We start from the raw sequence: 19,234 nt of genomic DNA, 5'->3' as shown, positions 1-19,234 counted from the left end.
AAAAGCCCGTCAAGTTTATACCTGACGGGCTTTTGTTTAATTCGCTTTATCCTGTTTTACCCAAACCAAATCGGTTACATTATATCCAATTTCCTGAGCTTTGATAAGATAATCTGCTTTTACACTTTCCGGAATTGTTTTTTCTCTAGAAAGTATCCACATGTATTTTAAACTTTCTCCAGCCACAAGTGCGTATTTATAATCTGGATCGATTGCTACGACGTTATAACCAGAATAAAAAGGACCAAAAAATGAGACTTTCAGCATACCAATATTGTCTTTTTTGACAAATCTAGCTTTCCCGACACTTTGTTCCCATTTGTCTTTTTTGACATTATAGCCCTTATTATCGACTTTTATAGTTTTATCTTCGTTTAAAGAATATTCGGCAGTTACGTTATCCAAATCCCTCTCCCATTTGTAATCTAATCTGGCAATTTCGTACCATTTTCCGAGATATTTATTGCTGTCAAAGTTTGTTACAGCCTGTGCATTTTTTGGAATTCCGCTTCCACAAGAGTACAATGCGATTCCAATTCCTGCTCCAATTAGAATCGGAGCGATATATTTACTTTTCATAATACTATCTTTTTAATAATCATAAAGATAACACCTGAAATACACATCTAATTTACAAAATTATTCTCCAAGTTTATATTTTTAGGCCACAAAAAATAAGAGATGTTTAAAATTTTGATAAAGATTTCACAACTTGGGTTACAAACCATTAAATTTGGCACACAATCAATAACTCAAAAATGAGAATTCATCTACTACTATTTTTTATTTTATTTTCTTTTACTAGCCAATCTCAAACGATACAAACAGTAGATTCTTTAAATAACGAAATATGCCAGTCATTGGCTGAAAACAAAATTTTAAATGATGAAATAAGACTGCATAGCATTAATAAATCTCATGTCATACCTTTTTTGGCAAAATTTAAAGATACGATCGCACAGCGAAAGGCTTTTGAAAAAATGATTTATCGTCTTCAAAAAAACTGTAACGAATTTAATGCGCTTTTCCCTAAAGATTCTATACACAATGACTGGGGAATGCAAAACGAAAAGCCTATAGGTCATGTATCTAAGGAGCAATGCAATACTTTTGACGAAAGCAAAAAATTTCACTACTGGGAAGAAAGAGGAAAAAAAGTCGAGGTAACTATAAATGGAAATCTTTGGATAGAAAAATTCGGTGATAATACTTTCTCAAAGTTGTTGTATAAAAAAAGAAGCAATTGCGAATTTGAACTTGAGTTTATTGAAAGTAATAATCTGTCACGAAAAAACCTAAGTGTGAAAGGTGACAAATATCGATACAAGATTTATGATGAAGAAGAAAACATTTATAGCGTTTATTCCAAAAACAAAGAAACCTATTATACTTTCAAATTAATAAAAGAATAAAAAAAACCGTCAGAATCCATTTGGAACTGACGGTTTTTCTTTTATGATTAACGTAAAAATTATACGTGTAACGCTCTATTTTCAGTAGCTGCCAAAGCTGCTTCTTTTACCGCTTCCGCGAAAGTCGGGTGTGCGTGGCTCATTCTAGAAATATCTTCAGCAGAAGCTTTGAATTCCATTGCAGTAACTGCTTCAGCAATTAAATCTGCTGTACGAGCACCAATCATGTGAACTCCTAAAACCTCATCTGTTTTCTCATCAGCAAGAATTTTTACGAATCCGTCTAAGTCAGCACTTGCTCTTGCACGTCCTAACGCTTTGAATGGGAAACTTCCCGATTTGTATTTTACTCCAGCAGCTTTCAATTGCTCTTCAGTTTGTCCAACCGCAGCAACTTCTGGCCAAGTGTAAACTACACCAGGAATTAAGTTATAATCGATATGTGGTTTTTGACCTGCTAAAATTTCAGCAACCATTACTCCTTCTTCTTCCGCTTTGTGCGCTAACATTGCTCCACGAACAACGTCACCAATTGCGTAGATATTTGGAACGCTAGTTTGCAAATGATCGTTTACTTCAACTTGTCCTCTGTCTGAAATTTTCACTCCAGCTTTGTCTGCGTTTAGTCCGTCTGTGTAAGGACGACGACCAACAGAAACTAATGAATAATCTCCTTCAAGAGTGATTGTTTCTCCTTTTGCATTTTCAGCTTGAACTACAACAGCATCGCCGTTTCTTTCTACTGATTTTACTTTGTGAGAAACGTAGAATTTCATTCCTTGTTTTTTCAATACTTTAGTCAATTCTTTAGATAAAGAACTATCCATTCCTGGAATGATTCTATCCATGAATTCTACTACAGAAACCTGAGCTCCTAAACGAAGGTAAACTTGTCCAAGCTCGATTCCGATAACTCCACCACCGATGATTACTAAGTGTTTTGGAACTTCTTTTAAAGCTAAAGCTTCAGTAGAAGTAATGATTCTTTCTTTATCAATTTTAATGAATGGTAAAGAAGATGGTTTTGATCCTGTAGCAATTACAGTATATTTTGCTTCGATAGTTTCTGAAGTTCCGTCAGCTTTTGCAACTGCAATATGCGTTGCATCTACAAAAGAACCTAAACCATTGAAAACAGTAATTTTATTTTTATCCATTAAGTAGTTAATACCACCTACAGTTTGATCTACAACGGCTTGTTTGCGCGCGATCATTTTCTCTAAATTGATTTTTACATCTCCAGAAACTTCGATTCCGTGATCTGCGAAATGAGCAATTTCAGCATAATGATGAGAAGAAGATAATAATGCTTTTGAAGGAATACAACCTACGTTAAGGCAAGTTCCGCCTAATGAATTATATTTTTCTACAATTGCAGTTTTAAAACCTAATTGTGCGCAACGAATTGCTGATACATATCCTCCAGGACCTGAACCTATAATGACTACGTCAAATGAACTCATAGTATTTTGTTTTTATTTTAGCGGTTACAAAATTAAGGAATAAAGTTCTGTTTGAGGTTTAATTTTCAATGTTTTTTGTGTGAAATTTTGGAGGAAGGTTTTACCGCAAAGGGCGCTAAGAATTACGCAAAGGTCGCTAAGTTTTTTGTTTTTTTAATCTCGCAAAGACGCAGAGTCGCAAAGTTTATGCCCATGCTTGTCATCCTGAGGAACGAAGGATCACACTAGAAGCTCCGCATGCAAAATCGCAAATCTTTGTAGAGTTTCGCGTGTGATCCTTCGTTCCTCAGGATGACAAACAGGACGTTAGACTCACTGCTGTGCGTCTCTACAGAAAACCTTTGAAACTTTGTCTCTCTGTAACTTTGTCCCTCTTTACTAAGGTTTTCTTTCTGGATTTCTTGAAGTATGAAATATTGAATAAATAATTATTTCACTTCCAATGATCTCATAAATAATAACAAATGGAAATTTAACCAAAGTCATTTCTCTATAACTTGGTTGCTTTCTAATTTCAAATAATTCTGGATTTGTTTTTAAAACTTTGAGATAAGATTTTAAATAAGTTAGAAATTGCTTTCCTAAACCTCTGCTTCTGCTTTCGTAAAATTCAATAGACTCTTCAATTTCTTTTTCTGCTAATGGTAAAATTGTAATTTTAAAAACCATATTTTGCATTCAAACGTTTCTCTGTTTCTTCCCACGAGCTTGCCTCTATTTCACCTGAAAGATATTTTTCTCTTTGTTCGGCAACTAAATTGTAATGCGAACCGGGAATAACTGACTCTTTCTCCTCATCACTTAAGGCATCAAAAACGCTCTCTAAAATTTCTAATTTTGAATCGTCGTCTATGAACTTTCCAAAATCTTTGATAAGCTTACGTCTTAATTCTTTCGTTTCCATTTCGTTTGTATTTAAACTCAAATTTAAGTTTTTTTAGCTTTGAATTTTGTTAATGTTTTACGTTTGTGCATTTAACGTAATGTTAGACGCACTGCAGTGCGTCTCTACGAAAAATCTTAGAATCTTAGTATCTCAAAAAGAAATTACCGTTGAGTTCTTCACTTCGCTAATCATAAACATACTTTGGGTGCTTCCAATATGCTGTAAACTTGTGAGTTTTGTAACCAAAAATTCCCTGTAGGCTTCCATATCCTTCACTAGAACTTTCAAAATATAATCGTAATCTCCGCTTACGTGATGGCATTCTAAAACTTCGTTGAGTTTAATTACTTCACTTTCAAATTTGGTTAGGAATTCTTTGGTATGCTGAATGAGTTTTAGATGGCAAAAAACCACAAACCCTTTCTCAATTTTGGATTTATCGACTAAGGCGACGTAGTTTTTAATTACCCCTTCGCGTTCTAATTTTTTAATTCTTTCATATACCGCTGTAACAGAAAGATCAAGTTTTAAGGATAATTCTTTGGTTGTTTTTTTACTGTCGGTTTGAAGCAAAACCAGAAGTTTTTTATCTGTAGCGTCTAAAGTCATTTTTGTTCGTTTTTAGAAGATGAAAGAAAATCTATTGATTGGGTTTTATTAATTCAAATTTAGATTAAAAATCATTAAAAAACACTTTTTATAGTTTTAAAATCTAATTATTCATTTTATGATTGATTAATTTTCTTATTAGATCTTATTTTGGATAGAATTTCTTTTGAAAACAAGAGTCCTAGCCCTGATAGAAGTGGAAATCCTTTTGTGCCGGGGTTCGGCACAAAAGATTGGAACGGATAGCAGGAAATAGCTTCTAAAAATCAACACAAGGCTCAAACAACCTGAAACTTGACCCGAGGCTGAAAGCCGAACGGGCGAAGCAAACAAATAAAAACTTGAAACTAACTAAAAATGAAAAACTTCAACCCAGCAGATAAAATTCAGGATTTGCAATATTTTGGCGAATTCGGCGGTGTAAATCCGTCGATTTCGGATTCTTCTACTTATACTTTTCTTTCGGCTAAAACTATGTTTGACACTTTTGAAGGAAATATGGAAGGCTGTTATTTGTATTCGCGCCATTCCTCGCCAAGTAATTTGTATTTGGATCAGGCTTTGGCAGCGATGGAAGGAACAGAAACAGCAAATGTTTCGGCTTCGGGAATGGGAGCGATTACGCCTACTCTTTTGCAATTGTGCGGGGCAGGTGACCATATTGTTTCGAGCCGAACTATTTATGGCGGAACTTACGCTTTCTTAAAAAACTTTACGCCAAGATTCGGGATAGAAACAAGCTTTGTTGATATTACAAAACTGGATGTTGTAGAAGCTACAATTACATCGAAAACGAAGGTTTTGTATTGCGAAACGGTTAGTAATCCACTTCTGGAAGTTGCTGATATTGCTGGATTGGCTAAAATTGCCAAAAAGCACAATTTGAAATTGGTTGTAGATAATACATTTTCGCCATTATCGGTTTCTCCTGCAAAATTGGGCGCTGATATTGTAATTCATAGTTTGACGAAATACATTAACGGAAGCAGTGATACCGTTGGCGGTGTTACTTGTGCGTCTAAAGAATTTATTAATTCGCTGAAGAATGTAAATTCTGGCGCAAGTATGCTTTTAGGTCCTACAATGGATAGTTTGCGTTCTGCAAGTGTGATGAAAAATTTGAGAACGCTTCATATTAGAATTAAACAGCATAGTCATAATGCACATTATTTGGCTGATCAGTTTGAAAAAGACGGCTTAAAAACGGTTTATCCTGGATTGAAAAGTCACCCGAGTCATGAATTGTATAAAACGATGATTAATCCTGAATATGGTTTTGGCGGAATGCTAACGATTGATGTTGGAACTTTGGAAAAAGCCAATGAATTAATGGAATTGATGCAAGAACGAAACCTTGGGTATTTGGCAGTAAGTTTAGGTTTTTATAAAACGTTATTCAGCGCACCGGGAACTTCAACTTCTAGTGAAATTCCGTTAGAAGAGCAAAAAGAAATGGGATTAACAGATGGTTTGATTCGCTTTTCTATTGGATTGGATAACGATATTGATCGTACTTACGAAATGATGAAACAATGTATGGTTGATGTTGGAGTTTTACATTCCGCAGAGATTCACAAAGAAGTTTTCACAGAGATTCGCTAAGCTTTTTCTCTCGCAGATTTGGCTGATTATGCCGATTTATTAATAGGGTTATAAAAAGGAGCTGTTAATCTGCAAAATCTGCGCGAGAAAATCACTCGCAATAAAGGCAAACATTACTCTATAAATAAATTTGCACATTTTTTATTAGATTGTTTGAATCCGCTGGAGATTTTCTCTAAGCGGATTTTTTTATCGAAAAAAAGCCGTTTTGAATAGTCTCAAAACGGCTTTTTGTACTTTATCTTGGCTCGTAATGTCTAAACGTTTGCCAGTATTTGTCTTTGTAGATTTCGTAACTTATTTCGAATGAACCAGCGTGTTTTTTAATTAATTCATCTGCCACTTTTGTTGGCTTTCTAAAGTCTTTGCAGGCAAAAAAGATTTCCCTCCTGTTTGCCAGTGTTTCCCTTCCTACATTTAAATAACCTTCCATGTCTTTAAGGTCTACTACAACTTCATCTTCTATTTCGTTTAATAACTCATAAGTTTCTTTATCTGGCATTCCGTTATTATTGCTTCCATCAAAAAGAATGGTAATAATAAATACCCACGGATGAGATGCTTTTTTATCCCATTGCAAAAGATCTGTGTTCATTAATCCGATGATGCCACTTCCATCTTTTGCAGTTGCTTCAAAACCTGAATAGTTATCATTTTCTGTATTATGTCTTGTCCCTTCGTATTTTTCGACGAATTCTTTTTCTCTCCAAATTAAATAATCTTTTAATTTTTCAATCGGAATTAATTCTTCTGAAATAGCATCTGGACCAACTACTTTCATATTATCAATTAAAGTAACCGAATGCAATTCGCCTAAATAATTATCTAAGAAAATATAAACTCCATTGGTTACCGCCGCTCTTTTTTCTTCTACAAAATCATCATAGACAATTATTAAATCTATTTCGTCTGGATAATCTTCATGAACATTCGGATAAAACTTTAAATTATCTTTATCGAAATTAAAGTTTTCATAATCGATACCAATATTTTGAATATCTGATGAAGGTTTTAATGCCGTAATTTTCCAGCCATCAATTTGTGGTGCTGCATTTACTAATTCTTCAATGGCGTAAATATTTCTGATTGCACCATCTGGTGTTAAGATTAATTCAACTGTATTGTCGTCAAACATGCCAGTTAAGAAATAAATTCCGAAGTGAATCTCGTCTAATTTTGGAGCTAATTTTTCAAAAAAACCTTGGTGAATATTTTCTCTGTTTTTAACGATTTTAAAAAACTCTTTTTCCTGTTTTAAAAACCAATTCCAGAAGTCATTATTAGATTGTATTGGAGCATCATTTTTGCCCAATATTTTATCAAGAAAACTCATTTATTACAAATTATATTTTAAAATTTTACTGAAACAAACTTAAGGAAAAGCCAATTTAAAACATAAGAATATTTCTATAAAACATCAAAAATAAAAAAAGCCGTTCTGAAGTATTTAGAACGGCTTTTTACATATCTCTTTTTACTTTTAACTGATAATTTCAGTATTCAATTTACTGTTTTTTCTACTATAAGTAAAGTAAATAAATAGCCCAATTAGTAACCAAACGGTAAAATAAATCCAGTTCCAAACGCTTAATTCGGCCATCATGTAAAGACAGCAGATTAATCCTAAAAGTGGAATTAAAGAAAGATTTTTTCTGAAAGCCCAAACCGCTAATCCAACCAAGACAAATAAGAAAATCCACATTGGAATTTTGTGTTTGAATAAACTGAAACCTGATTCGTATTTTGCTGAATCAGCAATTGGCAAACCTTTTACAACTTCGACATATTTTGCTTCGTCGTCTTGATATTGTCCTAATAAATGTTCTAAATCTGAAGTTTCGGCCGTTTTATTGTTTACTTCGATACTTTCTAAATATTTGAAAACTTTTTCAGATTCTGATTTGTCCAAAGAAGTTACAATTGAAGTTGCATCGTAAATTTGAGGTTCATTATTAATAAAAGCCATTGTCGCTTTATTGTTGAAAGCAAAAGCATAATACAATCCGGCAATCATTAAAACTGGCAGAATAAACTTCGAATTGATGTAAGGCGTTTTGAATTTTCCTCTTGGAATTTCAGGTTTGTTTTGTAAAACTAAAACTCCAGCACAAACTAATACAAAAGCAAATAAAGTTCCGATACTGCATAAATCGGTAACCATTGTTAAGTTTAAAAATAATGCTGGAACTGCAACTACAAAACCTGTTACAATAGTGGCAAAAGAAGGTGTTTTGAATTTTGGATGAACAGTTGAGAATTTCTTTGGTAATAACCCGTCACGGCTCATACTCATCCAGATACGAGGCTGTCCCATTTGGAACACCAATAAAACGCTCGCCATTGCCACAACTGCACTTACAGCAATAATTCCTGACATCCATTTTAAGTCTAATTTATCGAAAACAAATGCTAAAGGATCTCCAACATTTAATTCGTGATATTTTACCATTCCGGTTAAAACCAAAGCAATTGCAATATAAAGAATCGTACAAATAATAATTGCCCACATCATTCCGCGTGGTAAATCACGTTGCGGATTTTTACATTCTTCTGCCGTTGTCGAAATAGCATCAAAACCAATATAAGCGAAGAAAACTGCAGATACTCCTTTTAAAACCCCTCCAACCCCATTTGGTGCAAAAGGATCCCAGTTTGCAGTATCTACATAAAATACACCAACAGCAATCACTAAAAGAACTACACAAAGTTTTACAACCACCATTAAGTTACTTGCATTACGAGATTCTTTCATTCCTCTATAAACCAAAGCCGTAATCAAAATAATAATGAACAAAGCCGGAATATCGGTTACAAAATGAAATGACCCTAACGTAGGCGCCGTTGTCCAAGCGGTGTGCGCTTGCTGTAAAGCTGTGCTTAAATTTTCGAATGATTTTCCGCCACGCATTAAAGCTTCGGCATCATTATATCCGTTTGAAGCGGTTAAATAATCCATCTGAATCCATTGTGGTAAATGAATGCCGCCACTCTGGAGAAGCCCTGTAAAATAATCACTCCACGATATGGCCACGGTTATGTTTCCAACGGCATATTCCATGATTAAAGCCCATCCGATAATCCAGGCAATTAGTTCTCCAAAAGCCACATACGAATACGTGTAGGCACTTCCAGAAACAGGAACCATTGATGCAAATTCGGCATAAGCAAAAGCTGCAAAACTACAGGCAAGAGCAGTAAAAAGGAACAAAAATATTACGGCTGGTCCTCCATCTGCACTTGCTTTTCCGATAGTGCTGAAAATCCCCGCACCTACAATTGCAGCAATTCCGAAAGCAGTTAAATCTTTGGTTGTAAGGTGCTTTCCTAATGCTCCATGTCCATCTGCCTCATTTTTTGCAACCTGTTTCAGAATATCCTGCACTGTTTTTTTTCGGAATAAACTTGAAAATGCCATATATGTTTTTTGCTATTATTAATTGATTTAATTCAGTTGTTCTGGTTTTATTTTGCAAATAATGCAAAAAATATCCTGATTTCAAATATATAAAACCATTTTGTTTTTCTGGCGTTTTTTTTCGCCGCGAATTCACGAATTATTTTTTCAAATCTTTGTCTTATAAATTTTCTCACGCAGATTTCACAGATAATGCAGATTTTTGTTGTGATGAAAATATTTATGTAGATTTTAAAATCAAATCTGCGAGAGAAATAAAATCTTTGTGAACTTTGCGTAATCCTTTGCTCTCTTTGCGGTTAAATCTATTTTAAACACAAATGTAACATTTATCAAAATGAGCTTACTAATACAAGTAGTATTTAATTTTTAAAGAATCATTTTTATGGGAAAAATCACGAGACGTTCTTTTGTAAATAAATTTGGACTTGGTGTTGGCGCTTCGGTTGTGATGACTACACTTCCTTCTTTTATGACCGAAACAGAAAAGGTTCATAAACCTTACACCGGAAAAAAATTAAATATTGCTTTGTGCGGTTTAGGAAACTATGCGTCATTATTAGCTGAAGGTCTTCAGGTTTCTGAATACTGCCAGCTTACTGGAATTGTCACCGGAACCCCTTCTAAAGCTGAAGTATGGAAAAAGAAATATAACATTCCTGAAAAGAATATCTATAATTACGAAAATTTCGATTCAATCATAAAAAACAAAGACATTGATTTAGTTTATGTTGTGACTCCAAACGCACTTCATAAAGAATTTACCGTTCGCGCTGCAAAAGCTGGAAAACATGTTATTGTCGAAAAACCAATGGCTATTACTGCTGAAGATTGTGAAGAAATGATCAAAACCTGCAACGATAATAATGTGCAATTGGCAATGGGATATCGACTGCATTACGAACCAAATCATCTAGAAATAAAACGATTGGGACAAGAAAAAGTCTTGGGACAAGTTCGTTATATTGAAACTGGTCTGGGTTATAGTACTTATGATGTTCGTGACATAAATAAACCTGTTGATCTAAACGCCCGCAAAGAATGGAGACTGACTAAAAAATGGGCCGGCGGCGGTTGTTTGATTAATTTAGGAATTTATTGCATTCAGGTTTCGCGTTATGTTTTAGGCGAAGAACCAATTGCCGTTACTGCACAATTTGGACATGTCAATAACAAAAATATGTTTTCTCAAGTTGAAGAAAATATCACTTGGCAAATGGAATTTCCGAGTGGCGCTGTTGCCAATTGCAGCAGTTCGTGTGGTTTTGGAATTGATCGTTTTTACGCTGCCGCAGATGAAGGTTTCTTTGAAATGAGTCCTGCTGTCAGTTATGGTCCTTTTGTTGGTAAAAGGTCTGATGGAAAACCATTTAATTTTCCTGTTATAAACCAACAGCAAACCCAAATGGATGAGATTTCTAAAGTCATTCTAGCAAACCAAAAACTCCCAAATCATATTACAGGCGAAGAAGGAATTAAAGATGTAAAGATCATAAACGCCATTTATAAAGCCGCTGAAACTGGCAAAAAAGTTAGTTTGAAATAGTTATTTTGCCACAGATTAAAAGGATTAAAACGATTTTTCCAATCTTTATCTAAATAATTTTTCACGCAGATTTTACAGATTTAGGCAGATTTAATTTTAAACCAGAGATAACTAATAATCTGCGATTATCTGCTTAAATCTGTAAAATCTGCGTGAAATAAAAATTGTTTTAATCCTTTAATCTGTGGCAAAAAAATCTTAGCGCTCTTTGCGTAATTCTTTGCGAACTTTGTGGTTAAATTACTTCAAACAGCTTCTCAAAATACTCACTGGATGCTGCGCTTCACGTTTTGTTCCATCATAAATTTGATGGCGACAGCTTGTTCCTGCAGCGGCGATTTTTACATTTTCGGCAGTGTTACGCACTTTAGGAAATAAAGTATCCTCACCCATTTGCATACTCACTTGATAATGTTCTTTTTCATAACCAAAAGAACCCGCCATTCCGCAACAGCCAGAATTGTAAATCGTAACCGTATTATTTTTAGGCAGATTCAGCATTGCAAAAGTTGCTTCAACAGAACTTAACGATTTTTGGTGGCAATGTCCGTGAATCTTAATTTCTTTACTTTCTTCTGAAAAAGAATCGGCTGCGATTTTACCATCTATGATTTCTTTTTTGAAGAACTCTTCAATTGTAAAAGCATTTCTAGATAATTTCTCCGCAGCTTCTTTATCATCCGCTAAACGAAGATATTCATCTCTAAAAGTCAAAATCGCCGAAGGTTCAATTCCGATTAAAGGTGCGTTTCCTAAAACCAAATCCTTAAAAACACTTACATTATGATTGGCAATTTTCTTCGCTTCTTCCAAAAATCCTTTTGAAAGATAGGTTCTTCCGCTTTCTTCATGATCGACAACCAAAACCTGATAACCTAATTTTGTTAATAATTCGAAAGCATCGATTCCGATATTGACATCATAATAATTCGTGAATTCATCTACAAACAAATACAATCTTCCATTCGGAAAATCTCTTTGTGACGGTTTATTATTTGCGTACCATTTTCTAAAAGTCTTTTTCGCCAATAACGGAACTTGTCTTTCTGGCGCAATTCCCATTGTTTTTTTCACCAAAGACTGATTCGAAATAAAATTCGTAATCGACGGGAATTTACTTCCCATTTTGTTCAATTTGGCATTGTTGGCAAAAATCTTATTTCGAGTAGAAAATCCGTTTGCTTTTTGATATTGATATAAAAATTCCGCTTTCAAAGTTGCAACGTCCACATTACTTGGACATTCGCTTGCGCAGGCTTTACAGCTTACGCACAACTCAAAAACTTCATATAATTCTTTCTGGTCAAATTTGTTTTCTTTTTCAGAATACGTTAAATATTCTCGCAAAGCATTGGCTCTTGCGCGAGTCGTTTCTTTTTCATTTCGCGTTGCACGATAACTCGGACACATCGCTCCTCCGCCAGAGGGCAATTTTCGGCAATCTCCAGAACCGTTGCATTTTTCTGCTGCACGCAAGATTCCTAAACTATCTGAGAAATCTTGAAACGTTTTAATATCTGGTTCTACTCTTCCCGAAACTACACGATGATTCTCGTCCATTTTTAAGGCATTAACAATCTTCCCAATATTCAAAACCGAATTTGGATCGAATGCCAATTTGATTCTTTTCAAGAGTTCGTAATTCTTATCGCCAATCATAAACGGAATAAACTCACCGCGTACAATTCCGTCGCCGTGTTCACCACTTAACGAGCCTCTGTATTTTTTCACCAAATGCGCTACTTCAGTCGCAATGGTTCTGAACAATTTTAAATCAGATGTTTTCTTCAAATTCAAAACCGGACGAAGATGCAATTCTCCCGCACCCGCATGCGCGTAATAAATCGCTTCCTGTCCGTGTCTTAACATCATTGCCGAAAATTCAGCAATATATGCTGGCAAATCGCTCAATTCTACCGCTGTATCTTCAATCGAATCTGCTGCTTTATCATCGCCTACAATACTTCCTAAAAGTCCAAGACCTGCTTTTCTCAATTCATTGGCTTTATCAATATCATTTCCGTAGATTTTTACTCGAGCGTAACCAAAATTATTTTTCTCTAAATCGGCAATCAAAGCATCGGCTTGTTTTTCGGCATCTTCTAAAGTGTGCGATGCGACTTCAAACAACATAATTGCTTTTGGTTCTCCAACCAAAAAGAAACGGTTTTTAATGTGCTCACGATTGGTTTTAGTACAATCCAAAATCGTGTCGTCGATCATTTCGCAAGTGTACAAATGATGTTTCATCGCCACCACAACCGACTCTAGAGATTCTTGAATGGTATGATAATGCCCAACAACCATAATACTGTGAGGCGGTGGCAGATCGTCAACTTTCAGCGTCACTTCGGTTGTAAAAGCTAGCGTTCCTTCGCTTCCGCAAAGCAATTTTCCAAGATTTATTGTGGGTTCAGTTCCGCCAAATAATTCCGATTTCAGCAGAATATCAACGGCATAACCTGTATTTCTTCTATGAATTTCAGGTTTCGGAAACTCTTTTACAATTTCTTCCTGAGCTTCTTTTATACTAAGCTCGTCGTAAATCGTTTTGTATATTTTATTTTCTAAAGAATCACCTTTTGTTTTTTCGATAAATTCAGCCGAAGTCAGGTCTTTAAAAACCACTTCAGAACCGTCGCTTAAAAGTGCTTTTACCTCAGCAATTTTATCGCGTGTAACACCATATCGAATCGAAGTTGTTCCCGAAGAGTTATTCCCCACCATTCCGCCAATCATCGCGCGGTTTGACGTTGATGTAATCGGAGCAAAAAAAACGCCGTGAGGTTTTAAGAATAAATTCAGCTCATCGCGAATTACGCCTGGCTGAACCGTAACCGTTTTCTTTTCGGCATTGTATGAAATGATTTTTGTAAAATGCTTCGACACATCAACCACCAATCCGTCTCCTACTGCTTGTCCTGCTAGCGAAGTTCCCGCAGTTCTTGGCGTAATCGACAGCTTATGTTTTGCCGCAAATTGAATCAGTTTGGCAATATCTTCAGTCGTTTTAGGAATTGCCACCGCATTAGGCTTAATTCGGTACACCGAAGCATCTGTAGAATAAAGCGTTTTATGAAGCTCATCGAATAAAAGTGTGCCTTCGAGACTAGCGGCTAATTGCTCTAAATGAGATTGGGTCAACATGTAAATGTGCTTTTTATAAAAATATTTCCTGAAAAACTCAGACGACAAAGATAAAAATATCACAGGGCAAAACGATTCTATTTTATGAATTTATCTAACAACTCCATTATATTTTATAAAATTCTGAGAGAATCCTGTAAAGCTTTTGTTTTACTAAAAAGGTAATTTTAAAATTTTACTTTTTTACGCCTTATTAATATGGAAAATTTCTTTCAGGACGTCATCAGCCACCTCGAAGGTTACTACAATAGCATTGTTGATCTTACACCAAAATTTATTTTGGCCATTTTGGTCGTTCTCGTTTCATGGTTTATCGCGAGCCGTATTGGCATTTTTGCAGGAAACCGACTCAAAGCTAAAATGCACGATCGTCTTTTGGCGGTTTTTATTGCACGTTTAATTAAATCGGTTTTAATTATTATCGGAATCTTGTTTATGTTCCGAATTATTGGTCTCGAAGGCGTTGCACAAAGTATGCTTGCCGGAGCGGGAATCTCGGCTTTTGTAATTGGTTTTGCGCTTAAAGATATTGGAGAAAATTTTCTTGCTGGAATTCTGCTCGCTTTCAAACGTCCGTTTTCTATTGGCGATATTATCGAAAGCAACGGCGTAAAAGGCGAAGTCATCAACCTCAACCTTCGTGACACCGAAGTAAAAAGCGATTCTAAAATTATTTACATTCCAAACGCACTTCTTATAAAAAATACCTTAATTAACTACAACAGCGAAGGTTTTCTGCTCCAGACTTTCACCGTCGGACTCGAATATGGTTCTGATTATACCCGAGCCATCGAACTTGTAAAAGAAATTCTAGGAAACAGCGAAGAGGTAACCCAAAAAGACCACGAAAACGCCGCCGTAATTACCGATGTTATTCCTGGTGGTATTATTCAGCTTAATATTCGATATTGGGTTAAAACCGCCTCAACAACCGAAAATTCAGAATGTCGTTCTAAGATAATTGCTGTGGTTTTGAATAAACTGAAGGAGAATGAATTTGTGCTTAAATAAAAGGTTCTAAGATACTGAGGCACTAAGGTTCTTAGGTTTCCCAATTGTCACCCTGAGCGTAGTCGAAGGCTTATGAAACCTAATATTCCCACAACAAATCTCCCCAATCTTGTCATTTCGACGTAAGGAGAAATCTTCGCAAGTAGCTCGACAAAGATTGGCGATTCTCTTTGCGGAATCCCGCGTGTGATTTCTCGTTCCTCGAAATGACAAACTAGTTGGAAATTTACATCCGCTTATCTTTTCTCAAAATAACGTTTTATATTTACCTATATTTTTTTGTCAAATTTTAGATTAGAAAATCAATAAAAAACAAAACAAATGAGTTTAAAACAACCTCATAAATTAAGAATCGATCTTGATCAAATTCAATATGGTGGATGGGACGATGACGGATATCGTAAAATACTACATAATGGAGTTTTTTATACTGGATATTTAGTATTAGATAAATTTCCAAATGAAACAGTTCAAAATGAGATAGAATATAAAAATGGAAGTCATTTAGGTTGGGATAATGAATACAATGAAAATGGACAACTAATCAGAACTTCATTATCAGTTGGAGAAACTACATTATGCTTTTACGAGTATGACTCAGATAATAAAATAATTAATGGAGGAAAACTAACGGATGATGAATATTACCAAAAAATGGTAAAAAGATATGGATTAGATTAATTCTTCAAACAAAAAACGCTTCCTGAACAACTCTATAACATTTAAAAACACACCCAAAAGCTTTTCCTTCAATTCTTTCGAAAGTTAACCATTCTAAAATCCCTTTATTTATAAGTTGGTAAAGTTCATACTCGATATAATCTTCACTATAATTTAATTTCTGATATTCTGGATGAGTTCTTATAAGTTCAGTAAGATTCCATTGAGAAAATTCGATTATATCCTTTTCAAAAATTGAAATATCGTAAGCATAGATAACTCCATCTTTTTTTGCAGTGCATCCACTTCCGTGAAAATAATATTCAATTCCGTTAATTGAACCCACTCTTTCAAAAAAAGTAATTGAAAACAAACATGGATTTATATTTTTTTGATATTTATCTTTTAATAAAGCTTCGAAGCTTCTGATAAATGTAATGTAGTCTGTTAAGATTTTTTCGATCATAATTTGTAGTTCAAATCTAAATCTAATAATTCTATTTTCAAAAGAAATCCCTCAATCTTGTCATTTCGACCGAAGGGAGAAATCACACTCGTAACCACATAGATTGTCGATTATGTTTGCGGAATCCCGCGTGTGATTTCTCGTTCCTCAAAATGACAAACTGCCTGTAAATCTTACTGAACTTATCATTTCTCAAAATATCGTTTTATATTTAATCTATATTTGTAATGCTATTAATTAAATCATGGATATAATAAATCGATATGAAGTAAAATTCGTTAATACATTTGAAAAACAAATCCATAGTATTAATACTTGGCTATCCGCTTATATTAATGATCATTATACTATTGAAGAAACTGAAAGACTTTTAAACAAAAACATACATAAAGTTCTTAATGGCGAAATAGAAAAAGCCGGAGGACAAACTCAAAGTTTATATTTTGCTGATATAACTATTTTAGAAACTAAAATATACCAAGATATGGAAGCTTGGGAATTCGATAACACTATTAAGCCTGATTTTACTTTACCAACTTCACATTTTAAAATTATAGTAGAAGCTTGGAGAGATTATTTATCACAATAAAAAATATAGTCTTTTTCTTACTTTGAAAATATTTTTTGATATCTTTACAATCCTAAACACAAAGAAATATGATATCAAAAAAACTTTTGCCCGTGTGGTATGGTGGCGGTATTGGAAACAACTGCAACGCACTTTGTGGCGTAGGACACCTTAGCTACGCGGGTTCTTTTCCTAAACACAAAGATTATGAGTACCAACACAATTTCAAAACAAACCGAAATCAAGCTTTTGAATTTTTTCAACGACAGAATCGATCCTGTTGAAATGGCTAAAACTTTAAGACAAGTAAATTTCACACTCGCTTTATGCGTTTTGAGCGAACATGAAACATTTCAAAGCGAAATCATCAAATTAAGAGACAGCTTTTACTGGCTCAATGAATTGGCTGAAACTTTAAATCCTTATTTGGAGGTGGAATAGAGTTTTAAAAAAGAAAAACCTCGATTTTTTAATCGAGGTTTTTTATAACATAATTAGTTCATTGATTTTTACTATTAGACCTAAAATTACATTAAATCTTTAAATGAAATATTCAACAAATTTTCTTCTGACTTTAAAAGCAATTCGTCAATATTATCTTCAATAAGAGAAAAATCTTTCTTATCAACTAATATGCTAATCCATTTTGGCCTTGAAAACGAATAACCATCATCAAAAATAGCAACATTAATAAAATTCCAAATATTAGAATTTACACCATTAACTTCAAAATTAGGTTGAATTATAATAGCCTTCATTATGCCATTGTCTATCCAATCAATTCTTCTTTCTTCAAATGTTCTCAGATTTTGAGGATAATCGGGTCTATCTCTAGTCAATTGCGCATTAAGCTTATTTGCTAAGTCATCTAACTTCCAATCTATATTTTCAAATCTGCTCAAATTCTAAATTTTATATCTAACAAAATTTGTTTTTTACCCCTTCCCCCAAATCCTAGTATTCAAATCCAATTCATGAACAATATCCTGCATAAACTGAACAATCGAAAGATCATCAGTAAGTAAATCAGACGCTAAAAGTGAAGAATGAATTGGTGCTTCAAAGTAATTGTGAGATAGCGGAAAAGCGATATACATTTTAGAATGTATAAACGAGATCGAAATTGTTTCATCACATTTGTTATTTAAATCCAAAATTCTTTCCATCATGGCAGGCGTCAAAATATATCGCGCTTCGATTTGATTTTTAGAATAGGTAACAAATATTTCGTCAAAGACTGTATTTTCTAATTGTACTAACTCGGAGTTACCGAAACTGAAAACGTTTTTCGAAAACCATGAACCAATGGCATCTGCTATACCTTTTGGACGCACAACAGTCGAAACATTAAAATTTTTATTAAAATCAGCTACAAAAACAATTCCTTTAAAAATCGTATGCCAAGTTGTTTTTGTTCCGTTTTTAGTTCGAGTTTCCGTTTTATACTCGGCGTGGACTTCGGCAAACCAAAAAGAGGTTTTATCAACTATTCCGCTTATTAAATCCTGTGTTTTATAGCGATCTGGTCTTGTTGTAAAAAGTTCCGAACTTATAAATTCATATTCTGGAAGTCCGCTTTGCGGCGTTATAGTCAGCGTCTCGTTAATGTCTTTTAACGCCGCTCCAACAACGTTCATTTTATAAGTCAACTTGTATTTTACAGCATCGTCTTCTATTCTGAAATACATTACAATGGCAATAATTATAGGAACCAAACAGCCAATAATCCCCAAAGGAACAAATCGAATGATTAATCCAATAGCCAAAATCAACACTGCAAGTCCAATTAAAATGTAACAGGTTTGATAGGTTTCGGCTATTTTTTTTCGATCAACTTCTAAGCTATTCAGAATGTCTTGCAACTTTGCTTTCGAATTTATTTCTGAATCCATTAATTATTAAATAGTTCTTTTGCACTAATATTTTTACGTTCTTCTTCTGGTGTTTCTAAAACATCAATTTTAGTGTAACCCAACATTCCCGCAAACATATTACCAGGAAACATCATAATTGCGTTGTTATAATCTGTTACAGAAGCATTATAAGTCCTTCTTGCTGCTGCAATTTGCTCTTCGCTTTCTGTCCAAGTTGTTTGAAGATTTAAGAAATTGGTATTGGCTTTTAAATCAGGATAATTTTCAACTGTTACCATTAAACCTTTTACAGCCGAACTTAATTCAGTATCCAAACTTGCTTTTTCTTCATCTGTTAAATTCCCAGAAGTTGCTCTAGCACGAAGCTCAACAATTTTAGTTAATGTGCTTTGTTCGTAATTTGTGTATTGTTTTACAACTTCAACAAGATTCGGAATCAAATCGAAACGTTTTTTTAGCATTACATCAATCGCCGAAAACGCATTGGTAACTTGATTTCTTTTTCCGATAAGTGAATTGTAGATGACAATTCCAACAATAAGAAGGAATACGATAAGTCCTAGAATAACAATCAT

The 19,234-nt window shown here is 34.3% G+C and carries 19 protein-coding genes; 7 read left to right on the top strand and 12 right to left on the bottom strand.

Features of this window, described 5'->3' with window-relative positions; all coding sequences use genetic code 11:
* Window positions 1-36 precede the first annotated feature (36 nt).
* The gene (locus ACFO3N_RS09965; protein WP_379797346.1) at window positions 37-579 is read right to left on the bottom strand and encodes a lipocalin family protein; all 543 of its coding nucleotides are present in this window, start codon (window positions 577-579) and stop codon (window positions 37-39) included.
* A 179-nt stretch (window positions 580-758) separates the two neighbouring features.
* Here ACFO3N_RS09965 and ACFO3N_RS09960 point away from each other — a divergent pair, with 179 nt between their 5' ends.
* Window positions 759-1,412 (top strand): hypothetical protein, encoded by a 654-nt coding sequence (locus ACFO3N_RS09960; RefSeq protein WP_379797344.1) that lies wholly within the window; start codon window positions 759-761, stop codon window positions 1,410-1,412.
* Window positions 1,413-1,471: 59 nt separating this feature from the next.
* Here ACFO3N_RS09960 and lpdA read toward each other — a convergent pair whose 3' ends face one another.
* From lpdA to ACFO3N_RS09940, 4 genes are all read right to left on the bottom strand, one after another.
* Entirely contained in the window at window positions 1,472-2,875 is a 1,404-nt protein-coding gene (lpdA, locus tag ACFO3N_RS09955; protein WP_320493890.1) for a dihydrolipoyl dehydrogenase, read from the bottom strand.
* A gap of 378 nt (window positions 2,876-3,253) precedes the next feature.
* Window positions 3,254-3,544 (bottom strand): type II toxin-antitoxin system RelE/ParE family toxin, encoded by a 291-nt coding sequence (locus ACFO3N_RS09950; protein ID WP_379797342.1) that lies wholly within the window; start codon window positions 3,542-3,544, stop codon window positions 3,254-3,256.
* Window positions 3,534-3,779: a hypothetical protein gene (locus ACFO3N_RS09945; protein ID WP_379797340.1), complete on the bottom strand. Its 246-nt coding sequence runs from the start codon at window positions 3,777-3,779 to the stop codon at window positions 3,534-3,536. The genes ACFO3N_RS09950 and ACFO3N_RS09945 overlap by 11 nt, the downstream gene beginning before the upstream one ends.
* Window positions 3,780-3,911: 132 nt before the next feature.
* On the bottom strand, window positions 3,912-4,370 hold the full coding sequence (locus ACFO3N_RS09940) for an Lrp/AsnC family transcriptional regulator (RefSeq protein ID WP_095931859.1): 459 nt from the start codon (window positions 4,368-4,370) through the stop codon (window positions 3,912-3,914).
* Window positions 4,371-4,727: 357 nt separating this feature from the next.
* On the opposite strand from ACFO3N_RS09940, the gene ACFO3N_RS09935 reads away from it, so the two are divergent.
* A complete protein-coding gene (locus ACFO3N_RS09935) occupies window positions 4,728-5,972 on the top strand; it encodes an aminotransferase class I/II-fold pyridoxal phosphate-dependent enzyme (protein ID WP_379797338.1) in 1,245 nt (414 codons plus the stop codon).
* 238 nt (window positions 5,973-6,210) lie between these two features.
* On the opposite strand, the gene ACFO3N_RS09930 is transcribed toward ACFO3N_RS09935, so the two are convergent.
* Together ACFO3N_RS09930 and ACFO3N_RS09925 are read right to left on the bottom strand one after the other, a co-directional pair.
* Window positions 6,211-7,305 carry a DUF695 domain-containing protein gene (locus ACFO3N_RS09930; protein ID WP_379797336.1) on the bottom strand — a complete coding sequence of 365 codons (1,095 nt, stop codon included), beginning with the start codon at window positions 7,303-7,305 and terminating at the stop codon, window positions 6,211-6,213.
* A gap of 147 nt (window positions 7,306-7,452) precedes the next feature.
* On the bottom strand, window positions 7,453-9,387 hold the full coding sequence (locus ACFO3N_RS09925) for an amino acid permease (protein ID WP_379797334.1): 1,935 nt from the start codon (window positions 9,385-9,387) through the stop codon (window positions 7,453-7,455).
* Between the two features lie 385 nt (window positions 9,388-9,772).
* Between ACFO3N_RS09925 and ACFO3N_RS09920 the strand changes: the two genes are divergently transcribed.
* Window positions 9,773-10,933, top strand: a complete 1,161-nt coding sequence (locus ACFO3N_RS09920) for a Gfo/Idh/MocA family protein (protein ID WP_379797332.1) — start codon at window positions 9,773-9,775, stop codon at window positions 10,931-10,933.
* A 240-nt stretch (window positions 10,934-11,173) separates the two neighbouring features.
* Here ACFO3N_RS09920 and ACFO3N_RS09915 read toward each other — a convergent pair whose 3' ends face one another.
* The gene (locus ACFO3N_RS09915) at window positions 11,174-14,080 is read right to left on the bottom strand and encodes an FAD-binding and (Fe-S)-binding domain-containing protein (protein WP_379797330.1); all 2,907 of its coding nucleotides are present in this window, start codon (window positions 14,078-14,080) and stop codon (window positions 11,174-11,176) included.
* Between the two features lie 198 nt (window positions 14,081-14,278).
* On the opposite strand from ACFO3N_RS09915, the gene ACFO3N_RS09910 reads away from it, so the two are divergent.
* Together ACFO3N_RS09910 and ACFO3N_RS09905 are read left to right on the top strand one after the other, a co-directional pair.
* The gene (locus ACFO3N_RS09910) at window positions 14,279-15,091 is read left to right on the top strand and encodes a mechanosensitive ion channel family protein (RefSeq protein ID WP_379797328.1); all 813 of its coding nucleotides are present in this window, start codon (window positions 14,279-14,281) and stop codon (window positions 15,089-15,091) included.
* Between the two features lie 321 nt (window positions 15,092-15,412).
* Window positions 15,413-15,772, top strand: a complete 360-nt coding sequence (locus ACFO3N_RS09905; RefSeq protein WP_379797326.1) for a hypothetical protein — start codon at window positions 15,413-15,415, stop codon at window positions 15,770-15,772.
* Between the two features lie 4 nt (window positions 15,773-15,776).
* Here ACFO3N_RS09905 and ACFO3N_RS09900 read toward each other — a convergent pair whose 3' ends face one another.
* A complete protein-coding gene (locus ACFO3N_RS09900; protein WP_379797324.1) occupies window positions 15,777-16,217 on the bottom strand; it encodes a DUF6896 domain-containing protein in 441 nt (146 codons plus the stop codon).
* Between the two features lie 244 nt (window positions 16,218-16,461).
* Here ACFO3N_RS09900 and ACFO3N_RS09895 point away from each other — a divergent pair, with 244 nt between their 5' ends.
* Both ACFO3N_RS09895 and ACFO3N_RS09890 read left to right on the top strand, forming a co-directional pair.
* Window positions 16,462-16,806: a hypothetical protein gene (locus tag ACFO3N_RS09895; protein WP_379797321.1), complete on the top strand. Its 345-nt coding sequence runs from the start codon at window positions 16,462-16,464 to the stop codon at window positions 16,804-16,806.
* A gap of 186 nt (window positions 16,807-16,992) precedes the next feature.
* A complete protein-coding gene (locus ACFO3N_RS09890; protein WP_066035086.1) occupies window positions 16,993-17,226 on the top strand; it encodes a hypothetical protein in 234 nt (77 codons plus the stop codon).
* An 86-nt stretch (window positions 17,227-17,312) separates the two neighbouring features.
* Here the strand turns inward: ACFO3N_RS09890 and ACFO3N_RS09885 are convergent, their stop codons facing one another.
* From ACFO3N_RS09885 to ACFO3N_RS09875, 3 genes are read right to left on the bottom strand one after another with little or no spacing between them, the layout of a single operon-like run.
* Entirely contained in the window at window positions 17,313-17,687 is a 375-nt protein-coding gene (locus tag ACFO3N_RS09885) for a hypothetical protein (RefSeq protein ID WP_379797318.1), read from the bottom strand.
* A 33-nt stretch (window positions 17,688-17,720) separates the two neighbouring features.
* On the bottom strand, window positions 17,721-18,677 hold the full coding sequence (locus ACFO3N_RS09880; RefSeq protein WP_379797316.1) for a DUF3137 domain-containing protein: 957 nt from the start codon (window positions 18,675-18,677) through the stop codon (window positions 17,721-17,723).
* Window positions 18,677-19,234, bottom strand: a complete 558-nt coding sequence (locus ACFO3N_RS09875) for a LemA family protein (RefSeq protein WP_379797314.1) — start codon at window positions 19,232-19,234, stop codon at window positions 18,677-18,679. The genes ACFO3N_RS09880 and ACFO3N_RS09875 overlap by 1 nt, the downstream gene beginning before the upstream one ends.

The sequence above is a fragment of the Flavobacterium chungangensis genome, from assembly GCF_042654045.1.
Classification (GTDB): domain Bacteria; phylum Bacteroidota; class Bacteroidia; order Flavobacteriales; family Flavobacteriaceae; genus Flavobacterium; species Flavobacterium chungangensis.
Note: the sequence above shows the minus strand (reverse complement) of the source record. Positions and strands in the feature narration are given on the sequence as shown.